This is a genomic window from Pseudomonas sp. Con_6 (assembly GCF_059379395.1).
On sequence record NZ_CM182011.1, the window covers coordinates 2733948 to 2747438 of the forward strand.

Below are 13491 nucleotides of genomic sequence, written 5' to 3' on the forward strand. Positions count from 1 at the left end.
GGTTACCTCAGATAACAGCGCAGGCTCAGGCCAGCCCACGCTCGCGATAGTCGATCAGGCCCGAGAAGAGCATCAGGCCGAAGGCCATGACCACGAAGAAGATCAGGGCCAGGAAATAGGAACCGGTGAACTGCACGATCAGGCCGATCAGGATCGGCACGATGACCCCGACCATGTTGCCGCAGAAGTTCATGCTGCCGCCCAGCACGCCAGCCTTGGACTTGCCGCCGAGGATCGCCGGCAGGCACCAGTACATGCCGCACCAGCGGATGAAGAACAGGGCCACGCAGAGCAGGCCGATCACCAGCGCGGCATCGGACGTGTAGGCCACCAGCAGGATGCACAGGGCGGCGACGGCAGCGGAGCCGGCGAACATGCTGCGCATCACGGTGTTCGGCTGGCCGCCCTGGGTACGCCATTTGTCGGCGATCCAGCCGCCGACCAGCTCGCCGACGAAACCGCACATGAAGATCAGGAAGGTGGCGCCGCCCATGGCCTTGATATCGAGGTTGTGGGCCTGGTGCAGGTAGCTCGGCATCCAGGTCAGCAGGCCGTAGAACACGCTGTTGTAGCAGGCGTAGCCGGCGAACATGCACAGCACCGAACGGCTTTTCAGCAGCTCCTTGAGTAGCGCCTTGCGCTCGCCGCTGGACAGGCTGGCGGCGTCGTTGGCCTGAGTGATGTAGTCCAGCTCGGCCTTGTTCACCAGCGGGTGTTCGCTGGGGTGGTTGCGGATGTACCACCAGGCCCAGATGCCCACCACCACGGTGCCGACGCCAGCGATGATGAACGCGATGCGCCAGGAGTCGAACCAGGTGATCAGGCCGGCGATGATGATCGCGCCGAAGGCGGTGCCCAGCGGTGCGCCGCCGTCCACCAGGGTGGCGCCGCGGCCACGCTCGTTGGGGGTCAGCCAGGCACCGTTGAGCTTGGCCCCGGCAGGCATGATCGGCGACTCGGCGACGCCCAGGCCGATACGGGTGACCAGCAGGGTGATCCAGTTGTGCGCAAAGCCACCGAGGGCCTGGAAGGCGCCCCAGCCGACGGTGGCCACACCGACGATACTGCGCACCTGAAAGCGGTCCAGGAGCATGCCGCTGGGAATCTGCATCAGCGCGTAGGACCAGAAGAAGGCGCTGAGGATCAGGCCCTCCAGGGCCGGGGTCAGTTCGAATTCGCTGGAAATCAGCGGCAGGGCCACCGACAGCGAGGCACGGTCGATGTAGTTGATCGCCGCCAGCAACAGCAGGATCAGGAAGATGCGCCAGCGCACGTTGGTCGGCCGGGCGCTGCCGGCAGGGGCGAGGGCGGGCGAGGGGGCCGCCGCATAAGGGCTGTTCTTCATGCTCATCTCACTCTTATGTTTGTTATGAAATGTCGGGGTGGCGCCTCCCTGCGCCCGGATTCACGGTTCAGAGCGTGGCGACGGCTCCCGGTGGCAACGGGCTCTCGGCCTGGGCCACGGCATTGCGCAACGGCGCGCCGAACTCGGCCAGGCTGATCTCGAAGACATCGCCGGCGACGGTGCTGATGCGGTCGGCGAACGACAGGGTCGCGGTGCCGAAGAAATGGATGTGCACGTCACCCGGACGGAGGAACTGCGGGTACTTGAAGTGATGGTATTCGAGGTTTTCCAGGGAGTGGCACATGTTGTCCTCGCCGCTGAGGAAGGGCTTTTCCCAGAGCACGGCATCGCCACGCCGGATGCGGCTGACGCCTTCCAGGTGGCGCGGCAGTTCGCCGACCCGCAGTTCCGGGCCATAGGAGCAATTGCGCAGCTTGGAATGGGCCAGGTACAGGTAGCTGCGGCGCTCCATCACATGGTCGGAGAATTCGTTGCCGATGGCGAAGCCCAAGCGGTACGGCCGGCCATCTTCTCCGATCACGTAGAGCCCGGCCAGTTCCGGCTCCTCGCCGGCATCCTCGGCGAAGGCCGGGCTCTGGAACGGCTGGCCAGGGCGCACTACGGTGGAGCCGTCGCCCTTGTAGAACCACTCCGGCTGGGCGCCGACGCTGCCGGCGGCAGGACGGCCGCCCTCGATGCCCCACTGGAACATGCGTGCGGTGTCGGTGAGGGCGGCGGCATCGTCGACCTTCTGCTGGTGCATCTTGTCCCGGGTCGAGGCGCTGCCCAGATGGGTCAGGCCGGTGCCGCTGATCAGGCAGTGGGCGGGATCCTCGTGGTCCAGCGGTGGCAGCACGCGGCATTCGGCGAGCGCCTGGGAATAACTTTCAGTTTCGGCGTCCAGGCCACGGGCCAGGACCTCGGCACCCAGGCCGCGCTGGTTGCGGATGGCGGCCAGGGCCAGTTCACGCATGTGGGTGGTGTCGCGGACCCGCTGGATCAGGTCGCCTTCCACCACGCCGACGTGGCGCTGGGCGGTTGCGGTTTCGAATTGGATCAGGCGCATGCTGGCTCCGGCTTGTTCTTGTGGGGATCGGATGGAGCCACTTTAAATTCCGTGGGCAATGCTGCCTAATGACAGCTGTTCGCCCTGCGATAACTTTTGGTGATCCCCCATGCTGCCACCCCTGAGTTCCATGGCTTCGCGCTTGCGCCTGCGCCAGCTGCGCCTGTTGATCTGCCTCGACGAACTGGGCTCGATCCACAAGGCCGCCGAGGCCATGTCGATCACCCAGCCGGGGGCGACCAAAGCCCTCAACGAGATCGAGTCGACCCTCGGCGCGGTGCTCTTCGAGCGCACCAGCAAGGGCCTGGAAGCCAATGACCTGGGGCGTTGCGTGGTGCGTTACGCGCGGTTGATCAACACCGACCTGGCCCATCTGCGCGAAGAGATGATCGGCATCTTGCAGGGACATGGCGGGCGCCTGTCGGTGGGCACCATCATGGGCGCGGTGCCGATGCTGGTGGAGGGCCTGGCGCGTTTGCGCGAGGAGCAGCCGGACCTGTCGGTGACGGTGGTCGAGGACACCAGTGACCGCTTGCTCAGCCTGCTCGACCAGGGCCGCCTGGATGTGGTGATCTGCCGGACCAGCGTCAGCCGCCGACCGGACGCCTACGACAGCCGGGTCAAGCACCAGGAGCAACTGGTGCTGGTCGCCAATCCGCAGCATCCGCTGGCGCGCAGCGAGCGCCTGGAACTGGCGCAACTGGCGGATTCGCGCTGGGTGGTGTTCCCGGTGAACATGCCCATGCGCCTGACCCTGGAGCGGGAGTTTCGCGAGGCGGGGCTGGGGTTTCCGCAGTATCCGATCGAGACCTCGTCAACTTTCACCACCCTGTCCATGCTGCGCCAGGATGCCGGGCTGCTGGCGGTGATGCCGTGGGATGTGGCCAAGGTGGCGGTGGAGCACGGGATGCTGGTGCGGCTGCCGTTGCAGGTGAAGTCGCGCAGCGAGCCGTATGAAGTGGTGACGCGCAAGGGGGTGGAATTGAGTGGCGCGGCTCGGGTGTTGGTGGCGATCCTGATGGCCTCATCGCTGGCATGACCACCGGTGCTTCTTGAGATCCGGCACTCGCCCATGGTAAAGACTTCCCCCCGATCCCCGGAGCCCCATCCCCCATGTTCTACGCCACCGCCTACCAATCCCCCGTCGGCACCCTGCACCTGGCCAGCAGCGACAGCCACCTGATGGGCCTGTGGATGGCGGGTCAGAAGTATTTCGGCGGCAGTTCCCCGGGGGAATTGGTGGTCAATGACGAGTTGCCGTTCCTGGTCCATGCGAAGACCTGGCTCGACCGCTATTTCGCCGGCGAACAACCACCCATCGCCGACCTGCCCATGGCTCCCCTGGGCAGCGACTTCCGCCAGGCCGTGTGGACCTTGCTCTGCGAGATACCCTACGGCGGCACCACCACCTATGGCGAGATCGCCAAGGCCGTGGCCGTCCGCACCGGTCTGGCGAGCATGTCCAGCCAGGCGGTCGGCGGGGCGGTGGGGCATAACCCGATTTCCATCATCATCCCCTGTCATCGGGTGATCGGCCGCGATGGCAGCCTGACGGGTTATGCCGGTGGCATCGAGAAGAAGATCCACCTGCTGGAGCACGAAGGGGCGCTGTCTTCGCTGTTCTACACGCCGACCCGGGGCTCCGCCCTGTAAAGCATGGGGATTTGCATAAGCCTGGCTTGCCCAACGCTGCCGAATAACCGATAAACACCCGGTTACCGACACTATCCGCGGAGGGCTCGAACATGTCTGATACCCCGTACACCCCACCCAGGGTCTGGACCTGGGACAAGGCCAGCGGCGGCCAGTTCGCCAATATCAACCGGCCCATCGCCGGCCCCACCCACGAGCGTGAGCTGCCCCAGGGCCGTCACCCGCTGCAGCTTTACTCCCTGGCCACGCCCAACGGCGCCAAGGTCGGCATCCTGCTCGAAGAGCTGCTCGCCGCCGGGCACAAGGACGCCGAGTACGACGCCTGGCTGATCCGCATCGGCGAGGGCGACCAGTTCGGCAGTGGTTTCGTCGACATCAACCCCAATTCGAAGATCCCGGCGCTGCTGGATACCCGCTTCAAGCCGGCGGTGCGCCTGTTCGAATCCGGTTCGATCCTGCTGCACCTGGCCGACTCCTTCGGCGCCTTCATTCCCAAGGACCCGGCCAAACGTGCCGAATGCCTGAACTGGCTGTTCTGGCAGATGAGCGGGGCAGGCTTCGTTGGTGGTGGTTTCGGGCATTTCTTCGCCTATGCGCCGGAGAAGTTCGAGTACCCGATCAACCGCTACACCATGGAGGTGAAGCGGTTGCTGGATGTGCTCGATCGTCAGTTGGCGGAGCACCGCTATGTAGCGGGCGACGAATACACCATCGCCGATATCGCCTGCTGGCCGTGGTTTGGCGAGATACTGCGCAACAAGGTCTATGGCGCTGCCGAGTTCCTCGATGCGCAGAGCTACACCCATGTGCTGCGCTGGGCCGACGAGATCGCCGAGCGGCCGGCGGTGAAGCGTGGGCAGCGGGTGAACAAGACCTGGGGGGATGAAGCGGAGCAGTTGCCGGAGCGGCATGCGGCCAGCGATTTCGACTGAAGCGAACGCAAGAACCGGTTTGCTTGCGAACACCCTGTAGGAGCGAGGCTTGCCCGCGAAGGACCGCACAGCGGTCCCCGATATCAGTTAGGCTTGGGACCGCCTTGCGGTCCTTCGCAGTGGTTCGGCATACCGACAAGCCAGCTCCTACAAGGCCGCGCTCGGCCGCACCAGCGGATGAAACGCCCGGCTGAAATACACCAGCCCGTCACCCCCTTCGCGCACCTGGATATCGTCCAGCTCCACCAGCAACACCGAGTGGGTCCCCACCTCCTGCACCTGGCTCACCCGACCCTCCAGATTGGCCAGGGCATCGCTCAGCCTGGGCTGCGCTGCATCCTGCAACTGCCAGTCATGCAGGCCAAAGCGCTGTTCCATGGTCACCTGGGTAATCCCGGCGAAATGCCGCGCCACGTCCTCATGCTCGCTGGCCAGCACGTTCACGCAGAGCCGGCCATTGGCCTTGATCACCGCATTCAGCGCACTGTTGCGGTTGACGCATACCAGCAGGGTCGGCGGCGTGTCGGTCACCGAGCACACCGCCGTGGCGGTGATGCCGCAGCGCCCGGCCGGGCCGTAGCTGGTGATCACGCTGACCGCGGCGGACAGGTGCGCCATCGCCTCGCGAAACGCTTGCTGTTGGCTGTTCATTGGCGGATCCGCTCCAGCGCGTTGATATCGTCCGGATTGTGCAGGTGCGGCACGGTCCAGCCTTTCTCGTCGTAGTCGGACAGGCACTGCTCCACCAGCCCCTGCATGCCGGCCATGGCGCCGCTGGCGCGGGCATAGGCCAGGGTCTGCAGGCGGATATCGTCCTGGTTGCCGGCGTAGTTGATCTCGTACAGCTCGTGACGGCCGCCGAACTCGCTGCCGATGGCGTCCCACAGCAGCTTGAGGATCTTCACCCGCTGGCGATGGTCCATGCCGCCGGAACCACGGCAGTAGGTGGCCAGGTACTTGTCCAGTTCCGGATTGGCGAAGTCGCGCACGCCGCTGGGCAGGTAGATCAGGCCGCTGGCCACGGTCTGCTCGATGATCTTCTTGATCGCCGGGTAGGCGGTCGGCGCCATCACCCGGTAGACCTGCTGCGCCTGGTTGCTCGGCAGCAGCGCCGGGGTGCTCCAGTTGTCCTGGCGCTCCGGCGCGCCGCACATGGCGTCGGTCAGCGACCAGAACAGATTGCGCCAGGCAATCACCTCGCCGACCTGCGCCGATACGCCGCGGAAGTCCAGGGAGCCGGTGCATTCCAGGGCCTTGGTCAGCAGCCCGGCGATAAAGTCCAGCTTCACCGCCAGGCGCGTGCAGCCCTGCATCGGGTACAGCCGGCCGAAGCCGCCGGCACTGGCGAAGCGTCGGCAACGGTCGTAGTCGCGGTAGACCAGCACGTTTTCCCAGGGTACGAAGACATCGTCGAGGATCAGGATCGCGTCGTTCTCGTCGAAGCGGCTCGACAGCGGGTAGTCGAACGGCGAGCCGGTCAGCCCGGCCTGCAGCTCGTAGGACGGCCGGCAGATCAGCTTCAGGCCCGGACTGTTCATCGGCGCGAGGAACATCAGGGCGAAGTCCGGGTCGTCGCCCATGACCTGGGCCGAGCCGAAGCCGATGAAGTTGTAGTGGGTCAGGGCCGAGTTGGTCGCCACTACCTTGGCGCCCTTGACGATGATCCCGCCTTCCACCTCGCGCACCGCGCGGATGAACACGTCCTTCACTTCGTCGCTGGGTTTGTCGCGGTCGATGGGCGGGTTGACGATGGCGTGGTTGAGGTACAGGCATGACTCCTGGATGCGCTTGTACCAGGCCCGGGCGTTGTCGGCGTACTCGCCATAGAACTCCGGGTTGGCACCCAGCACCGCGCCGAAGGCGGCCTTGTAGTCCGGGGTGCGGCCCATCCAGCCGTAGGACAGCCGCGCCCAGGCGGCGATGGCGTCGCGCTGCTCGCGCAGTTGCTCGGCGGTCTCGGCGATGCGGAAGAACTTGTGGGTGTAGCCGCCGTTGCCAGTGTCGGTCGGCCAGCACAGTTGCTCGTGGTGCTCCGGGTCGTGCAGGGCGTCGTAGAGGCGGGCGATGGAGGCGGCGGAGTTGCGGAACGCCGGGTGAGTGGTGACGTCCTTGACGCGGTCGCCGTAGATGTAGATTTCACGATCGTCACGCAGGCTTTCGAGGTACTCGGCGCCGGTGAAGGGGCGGGCAGTGTGCATGCTGGGTCTCCGCTGATTGTAGTTATCGGAAGCCTTTGGGGCTGCGGAGAATGATGAGGGCTCGCGTTTGGGGGCTGAATGACGGTTAGGTTGGGAAAGTTGTATTTTTCGTAGGGTGCTCGGTGCGGTACTCGCGGGGGCTGATACCGACCTGCTGGGTGAAGAAACGCGAGAAGTAGCCAGGGTCCTTGAATCCCAGCTCATAGCAGATCTCGTTGATCGACATCCCACTGTGCAACAGCAGGCGCCGCGCTTCCTGGGCCTGGCGCTCCCACACCACGCGCTTGGCCGACATCTGCGCGATGCGCCGACAGACCAGGTTGAGGCGGGCGGTGGTCAGGCCCAGCAGCTCGGCGTAGCGGGGCATTGGCCAGTGTTCCTGGAAATGCTGTTCCACCAGCAGGTTGAAGCGGTGGAACAGCAGCAGGTCGGGGCGGTTGACCTGCCAGTCGGGTTGGGCGTTGCCGGCGAGACGCAGCAGGGTGACCAGGATCAGGCGCACCAGGGCCTGCAGGTTGAGGTCGCGGCCGGGGAGGTCGCTGCGGAATTCACGTTGCAGGAGGTGGAAGAGCTGGTCGATCTGCGCGGCCTCGGCGGCCAGTTCGCCGGGCAGGTCGGCGAGGCTGACGCACAGGGGGATTTCCAGGCGCGGGTCCGGGGCGCGCTTGCCGTCGCTGAACATCTGCCAGACCCAGGGCTGGCGCAGGGTGATCACGTGGCCTTCGCAGTCGGCGTCGGTGACGAAGGCGTGGGGGATGCCCGGCGGGGTGAAGAACAGCATCGGGCCTTGCAGGCGGTAGGGGGTGTCGTCGAGGTAGACGTGGACCTGGCCGCAGGTCATGTAGTGCAGCTGGAAGAAGCGGTCGTGGCGGTGCACCGCGACGTTGCGGCCGAACACGGCAGAGAGGCGGCCGTGGGCGTCGTAGTGCAGGTCGGCGTCGGCGTAGCGCTGGTCGTAGTCGCGGCCGAGGTCGAGGATAGGAATCGGGGTGGAGGTCATGGTTTTGTTGTTATGGGCAGAGGCGGGGTGTTTCTAGCCGAGAGATGTTGCTGGTGTCAAACCGGGCCTCATCGCTGGCAAGCCAGCTTGTGTCTTCAAGTCCTCTTAAACTCAAAGGGGTGAGAGCAGTGGAGCTTGCGGTTTACCGGCTTGACGTCCGACAAAACCGCTCGATCGCCTCGCAAGCCTCGACCAACTCCCCATCCTCCAGCGCATAGGCAATCCGCAGATAAGGCCCGAGCCCGAACGCACTGCCATGCACCACCGCTACATTGGCTTCCTCCAGCAACGCCAGCGCCACATCCTCATCCGTCGCCAGCACCCGCCCGCCTGCCGAGGTCGTACCAATCAACCCGGCACAGTCGGCGAAGGCATAGAACGCACCTCCCGGTCTACGACATTGCAATCCGGGAATCTCATCGAGGATATTCACCATCAGATCCCGCCGCCGCTGGAACACCGCGCGACTCTCCAGCAGGAAATCCTTTGGCCCGCGCAGCGCCGCCAGCGCCGCATGCTGGGCAATCGAGCAGGCGCCGGAAGTCTGTTGACCCTGAAGCTTCTCCATGGCTTCCAGCAACCAGCGCGGCCCGGTGGCGAAGCCGATGCGCCAGCCGGTCATGGCGTAGGCCTTGGACACACCGTTCATGGTCAGAGTGCGCGGTGCCAGGCGCGGCTCGACTTGAGCCAGGGTGAGAAACGCCTGCCCATCGAAGATCAGGTGCTCGTAGATATCGTCCGCCAACACCAGCACCTGCGGATGCGCCAACAGCACTTCGGCCAGCGCCAGCAGTTCCTCACGGCTGTACACCGCGCCGGTGGGATTGGACGGTGAATTGAGGATCAACCAGCGCGTGCGCGGGGTGATCGCTGCCGCCAGGGCCTCGGGGGTCAGTTTGAAATCACTGGTGGCATCGCAGGTGACGATCACGCTGCGCGCGCCACACAACTGCACCATCTCGGGATAACTGACCCAGTACGGCGCCGGCACGATCACCTCGTCACCGGGGTTGAGGCTGGCGGACAGGGCGTTGTAGATCACCTGCTTGCCGCCGCTGCACACCAGGGTGTCCTGCCAGTCGACGTCGAGGCCGTTCTCGTCGCGGAACTTGGCCGCCACCACCTCGCGCAGGGCGCGCAGGCCAGCGACCTGGGTGTAGCGGGTGTGACCGGCATCGATGGCCTGCTTCGCCGCCTCGCGGATATGCGCTGGCGTGTCGAAGTCCGGCTCGCCAGCACATAGCGAGATGATCCGTGCCCCATCCGCGCGACGCCGGGCCACGCGGTCGATGATGCCGTAGGTGGCCGAGGGCCGGGCATTGGCCAGGTTGTGATTGAGACGTTGCAGGTCGCTCACGAACGCTCCCTCCATTGCGTCAGACCCATCAGTTCGAGGGTGGTCCGGCCGGCGACGATGGCTTCCATCATCACCGTCTCCTTGTCCGCCCGGGCCTGGCCTTCGGCAAGAATCCGCGCGGCCTCGGCCTGCGGCAGGATGACCACGCCGTCATCGTCCGCCACTACCAGGTCACCCTGGGCAACCCAGGCACCGTTGAAGTTGAAGGGCGTGCCCAGCGACGGGATGCTGGCCTTGACCGTGCCCTTCACCGAAATCCCGCGGGCGAACACCGGGAACTGCCGCCGCCGCAACGCGGCGATATCGCGCACGCCGCCGTCGATCACCAGGCCGACCACGCCTGCGGCTTCGGCGGCCACGGTCAGCACTTCACCCCAGTAGCCGGCGATGAAGCTGCCGGTGCCGACGACCAGCACGCTGCCGCGCGGTACCCGTTCCATGGCCAGGTGCAGGGCGAGGTTGTCCCCCGGCGCGCATTCCAGCGGGTAGGCCGGGCCGGCTACGAAGGCACCATCCCACACCGGACGGATGGCGCTGTCCACGGCGGTGGGTAGGTGCGAGGCCTCGTAGAGGGTCGAGGTGCCGAGCAGGCGGGCGCGTTCCCGGTAGTCGGCGGGGAAGGGCAAGGACGGGGTCATGGGGCTTTCCTCTGCAGGTGGTGGTAGCCAAGCGCCTCGCGGGCCTGGCGCAGGGTCTTGCCCTGGCTGATCTGGTCACGGATCTCGGCTTCCACCGCTTCGATGCGCCGCGCCGTCTCGGCGACTTCCCGGGCACGTTCGCGGGGCACCACCAGCACGCCGTTGGCATCGGCGACGACGATATCGCCGGGGCATACCCGCGCGCCGCCGATGGACACTGGCTGGTTCAGCGCCTGGACCTGCACCCGGTCCTTGCCGGTGCGCATGTAGCGGCCCTTGCTGAAGATCGGGTAGCCGTCGCCGAGCGCCTTGCTCACGTCGCGGCACACGCCGTCGATCACCGTGGCGGCGATGCCGTGCTGGCCGGCGTACTGGGTCATGATGTCGCCCCACACGGTGCAATCGCTGCGGCCGTCGTTGGCGATCACCACCACCGCGCCCGGGGCCACGTCGTCGATGAAGTCGCCGACGGTACCGGGCGGGGTGCTGGCGCTGACGTACTGCACGGTGTAGGCCGGACCGACCACCACCTGGGCGTAATCGGCCAGGGGCATCAGGCCCAGGCACTGGCCGGGCAGGCCGAGCTTGTCGAGGGCGTCGGAAACACCGGGGGTGTCGAGGCCGGCGAACAGGTCGACGAGCTGCTGGTCGGGGTTGCTCATCGCTGTGCCTCCAGGTTGATCGCTTCGAACTGGCTGTCATGCATCACTTCGGCGACCGAACGTCCGCCGCGTACCGCTTCGACCATGCCGGCCTGGCGCCGGGCGATGCGCTCGCCGAGTTCGATGACCTGGTGGATATGTGCCTGGGCGACGAACACCGTGCCGCAGTTGTCGGCGATCACGTAGTCGTCCTCGTGAACCGTCACCCCGGCGACCTCGATGGCGCAGGCGGCATCCACCTGGACCACGCGGTTGCGCGCGCTGATCATGGTCACGCCACGGCCGTAGACCGGGTAGCCGATGGCTGCGCTGCCGTCGATATCTCGGCTGCAGCCGTCGATCACCGTGCCGCGTACGCCGCGGGCATGGGCCGCATTGGCGAGGATGTCGCCCCAGCAGGAAATGCCCTCCAGGCCACCGGCGATCACCAGCACCCGGTCGTCGCTGGCGATGGCTTCCACCACCGGAGTAATGAGGTGCACGGTGGGCGCGGCGTCGGTCTTGGCGGCGAGCCGGACGGTGCTGGCCCGGCCCACCAGTGGCGGACAATGCCACAGCGGGCGCAGGCCGAACGTGGCGCCGGGCAGGCCCAGGAAGTCGAGGGCGTCGGAGACGGTGTTGCTGTCCAGCGCCGCCAGGCGGTGCAGAACGGTGTCCTGGTTCATGAAGCAACCTCTCAGGTGTTGGGAGGCCTGAGTGTTGAACAGGTACTTCGATAGGTATATTCCTTATCCAGGATGTCTCCCATACGCCGAACCTATGGAAAAATCATGATCAATTTCCGCCTGATCCGTCACCTCTGGCTGTTTCTCGCGGTGGCCGAGGAACAGAACTTCGGCCGCGCCGCCAAACGCCTGGGCATGACCCAGCCGCCGCTGACCGAGCAGATCCAGATCCTCGAACAGGCGCTCAAGGTCAAGCTGTTCGAGCGCTCGCGGCGCGGCGCACGGTTGACCCCGGTGGGCCAGGCGATCCTGCCGGCGGTGCGCAAGTTCGCCGACCAGCTGGAGCGTCTGGAACTGGCGGTGGAAGAGGCGGTGGCCGGGCACCAGGGCATGCTCACCATCGGTGCAATTTCCTCGGCGATGTTCGACGTGCTGCCCGGCGCCCTGGAGCGCTTCAAGCAGGACCACCCGCAGGTCACCGTGTCGGTGCGCGAGATCGACAGCGTCGAGGCGGTGCCGGCGCTGGAGTCCGGCGATATCGACCTGGCCTTCGCCCGCCTCGATGGCGACCTGGGCAATACCATCCAGTGGCTGCCGCTGACCGAGGAGCGGCTGATGGTGGCCCTGCCGGCCGAGCACCCGCTGGCGGCGCGCAGCCGGGTCAGCCTGGCGAGCCTGGCGAGCGAGCCGCTGGTGATGTTCGCGCGCAAGGTCAGCCCGGTGTATTTCGACAACCTGGTCGCCACCTGCCGGGCCAGCGGCTTTTCCCCGCGTGTGCTGCACGAGGTGCGCTCGGTGGCGTCGCAGATCGCCTTCGTCAGTTGCGGCCAGGGCATCGCCCTGGTGCCGGCGGCGATGAAGAAACTGGCACCGGCCAACGTGGTGCTGCGCCCGTTGACGCAGAAAGTCAGCGTGGTCACCACTACCCTGGCCTGGAACAGCGCCCGGGCCAATCCGTTGGCGGAGGCGCTGGTGGCGCAGATGCGCGGTTCGGCCTGATAGGTTTGCCGTATGGAATCCATCCTTGAAGCGGAATTTACAGATCACTGCATCAGGCCGAGAGTGTCGGCCTGACCACCAGAGGAGCCTGCGCGTGACCGCATCGTCCACTTTCCGCCAAGCCCGGATTTCCCTCGGCGTCGACGGCATCGACCTGGAGATCGCCAGCGCCAACCGCGATGGCGATGGGGCGCCGATCCTGTTCCTGCATGGCTTCGGCTCGACCAAGGCGGATTACGCCGGCCTGACCCGGCAACCGGCCTTCGAGGGTCGTGGCTTCATCGCCTACGACGCACCGGGCTGCGGTGAAAGCCAGTGCAGCGACCTGTCGCGGATCTCGATTCCGTTGCTGATGAAGACCGCCTTGCAGGTGCTGGAGCATTACGGGGTCGAGCGTTTCCACCTGGTGGGGCACTCCATGGGCGGGCTGACCGCCTTGCTCCTGGCTCATCACTGTCCGGCGCGGGTGATCAGCTTCGTCGATATCGAGGGCAATATCGCTCCGGAAGACTGCTTTCTCAGCCGGCAGATCGTCGACTACCCGGCGGAGGGCGCCCAGGCATTCTTCAGCGCCTTCATCGAGCGCACCCGCCATTCCAGCGACCCGGCCAGCGCGCTGTACGCCGCCAGCCTGCCGCACAACGTGCGTGCCGGGGCGGTGCGGGGCATCTTCGGTTCGATGGTGCAGCTGTCCGACCATGGCGGGCTGATGGACAGGTTCCTCGGCCTGCCGTGCCCGAGGATGTTCATGTATGGCGAGCAGAATGGCCATCTGTCTTACCTGACGAGCATCCAGGCGCAGGGTGTCGAGCTGGCCTGCATTCCCGGGTGCGGGCACTTCCCCATGTATTCCAACCCCATCGAGATGTGGCGGTGCATCGCCGAGTTCCAGCAGCGCCATCCCGGTTGATGAGGCCGGTTGCATCAACACCTATACCGTTCGGCATATGGACGCCTTGGGTGCTCACCTTTAGCT

Annotated in this window: 14 protein-coding genes; 5 read left to right on the forward strand and 9 right to left on the reverse strand. The window is 65.9% G+C overall.

Going from position 1 to position 13491, the window contains the following annotated elements:
* Positions 1-25: 25 nt before the first annotated feature.
* Together AC5QPF_RS12230 and araD1 are read right to left on the reverse strand one after the other, a co-directional pair.
* A complete protein-coding gene (locus AC5QPF_RS12230; protein ID WP_494963455.1) occupies positions 26-1345 on the reverse strand; it encodes an MFS transporter in 1320 nt (439 codons plus the stop codon).
* A gap of 67 nt (positions 1346-1412) precedes the next feature.
* Positions 1413-2411 carry an AraD1 family protein gene (araD1, locus tag AC5QPF_RS12235; protein WP_494963456.1) on the reverse strand — a complete coding sequence of 333 codons (999 nt, stop codon included), beginning with the start codon at positions 2409-2411 and terminating at the stop codon, positions 1413-1415.
* 109 nt (positions 2412-2520) lie between these two features.
* On the opposite strand from araD1, the gene AC5QPF_RS12240 reads away from it, so the two are divergent.
* The 3 genes from AC5QPF_RS12240 to yghU all read left to right on the forward strand — a co-directional run bounded on the left by AC5QPF_RS12240 (position 2521) and on the right by yghU (position 4996).
* Positions 2521-3450, forward strand: coding sequence for a LysR substrate-binding domain-containing protein (locus AC5QPF_RS12240; protein WP_494963457.1), 930 nt, complete (start codon positions 2521-2523; stop codon positions 3448-3450).
* Between the two features lie 74 nt (positions 3451-3524).
* Positions 3525-4064 carry a methylated-DNA--[protein]-cysteine S-methyltransferase gene (locus tag AC5QPF_RS12245; RefSeq protein WP_494963458.1) on the forward strand — a complete coding sequence of 180 codons (540 nt, stop codon included), beginning with the start codon at positions 3525-3527 and terminating at the stop codon, positions 4062-4064.
* A gap of 92 nt (positions 4065-4156) precedes the next feature.
* Positions 4157-4996, forward strand: coding sequence for a glutathione-dependent disulfide-bond oxidoreductase (gene yghU / locus AC5QPF_RS12250; RefSeq protein ID WP_494963459.1), 840 nt, complete (start codon positions 4157-4159; stop codon positions 4994-4996).
* A 147-nt stretch (positions 4997-5143) separates the two neighbouring features.
* Here the strand turns inward: yghU and hpaC are convergent, their stop codons facing one another.
* The 7 genes from hpaC to AC5QPF_RS12285 all read right to left on the reverse strand — a co-directional run bounded on the left by hpaC (position 5144) and on the right by AC5QPF_RS12285 (position 11516).
* The gene (gene hpaC / locus AC5QPF_RS12255) at positions 5144-5647 is read right to left on the reverse strand and encodes a 4-hydroxyphenylacetate 3-monooxygenase, reductase component (RefSeq protein WP_494963460.1); all 504 of its coding nucleotides are present in this window, start codon (positions 5645-5647) and stop codon (positions 5144-5146) included.
* Positions 5644-7194 carry a 4-hydroxyphenylacetate 3-monooxygenase, oxygenase component gene (hpaB, locus tag AC5QPF_RS12260; RefSeq protein WP_494963461.1) on the reverse strand — a complete coding sequence of 517 codons (1551 nt, stop codon included), beginning with the start codon at positions 7192-7194 and terminating at the stop codon, positions 5644-5646. The genes hpaC and hpaB overlap by 4 nt, the downstream gene beginning before the upstream one ends.
* Positions 7195-7279: 85 nt before the next feature.
* Positions 7280-8194 carry a 4-hydroxyphenylacetate catabolism regulatory protein HpaA gene (gene hpaA, locus AC5QPF_RS12265; protein ID WP_494963462.1) on the reverse strand — a complete coding sequence of 305 codons (915 nt, stop codon included), beginning with the start codon at positions 8192-8194 and terminating at the stop codon, positions 7280-7282.
* A 142-nt stretch (positions 8195-8336) separates the two neighbouring features.
* Positions 8337-9551 carry an aminotransferase class I/II-fold pyridoxal phosphate-dependent enzyme gene (locus tag AC5QPF_RS12270; protein ID WP_494963463.1) on the reverse strand — a complete coding sequence of 405 codons (1215 nt, stop codon included), beginning with the start codon at positions 9549-9551 and terminating at the stop codon, positions 8337-8339.
* On the reverse strand, positions 9548-10189 hold the full coding sequence (locus AC5QPF_RS12275; RefSeq protein WP_494963464.1) for an RraA family protein: 642 nt from the start codon (positions 10187-10189) through the stop codon (positions 9548-9550). Before AC5QPF_RS12275 ends, AC5QPF_RS12270 begins: the two co-directional genes overlap by 4 nt.
* Positions 10186-10851, reverse strand: coding sequence for an RraA family protein (locus tag AC5QPF_RS12280; RefSeq protein ID WP_494963465.1), 666 nt, complete (start codon positions 10849-10851; stop codon positions 10186-10188). Before AC5QPF_RS12280 ends, AC5QPF_RS12275 begins: the two co-directional genes overlap by 4 nt.
* The gene (locus AC5QPF_RS12285) at positions 10848-11516 is read right to left on the reverse strand and encodes an RraA family protein (RefSeq protein ID WP_494963466.1); all 669 of its coding nucleotides are present in this window, start codon (positions 11514-11516) and stop codon (positions 10848-10850) included. Before AC5QPF_RS12285 ends, AC5QPF_RS12280 begins: the two co-directional genes overlap by 4 nt.
* 105 nt (positions 11517-11621) lie before the next feature.
* On the opposite strand from AC5QPF_RS12285, the gene AC5QPF_RS12290 reads away from it, so the two are divergent.
* Positions 11622-12515 carry a LysR substrate-binding domain-containing protein gene (locus tag AC5QPF_RS12290; RefSeq protein ID WP_494963467.1) on the forward strand — a complete coding sequence of 298 codons (894 nt, stop codon included), beginning with the start codon at positions 11622-11624 and terminating at the stop codon, positions 12513-12515.
* Positions 12516-12642: 127 nt separating this feature from the next.
* Complete coding sequence (locus AC5QPF_RS12295; RefSeq protein ID WP_494964162.1) at positions 12643-13425, forward strand: alpha/beta fold hydrolase; 783 nt, start codon at positions 12643-12645, stop codon at positions 13423-13425.
* The last annotated feature ends 66 nt before the right edge of the window (positions 13426-13491 follow it).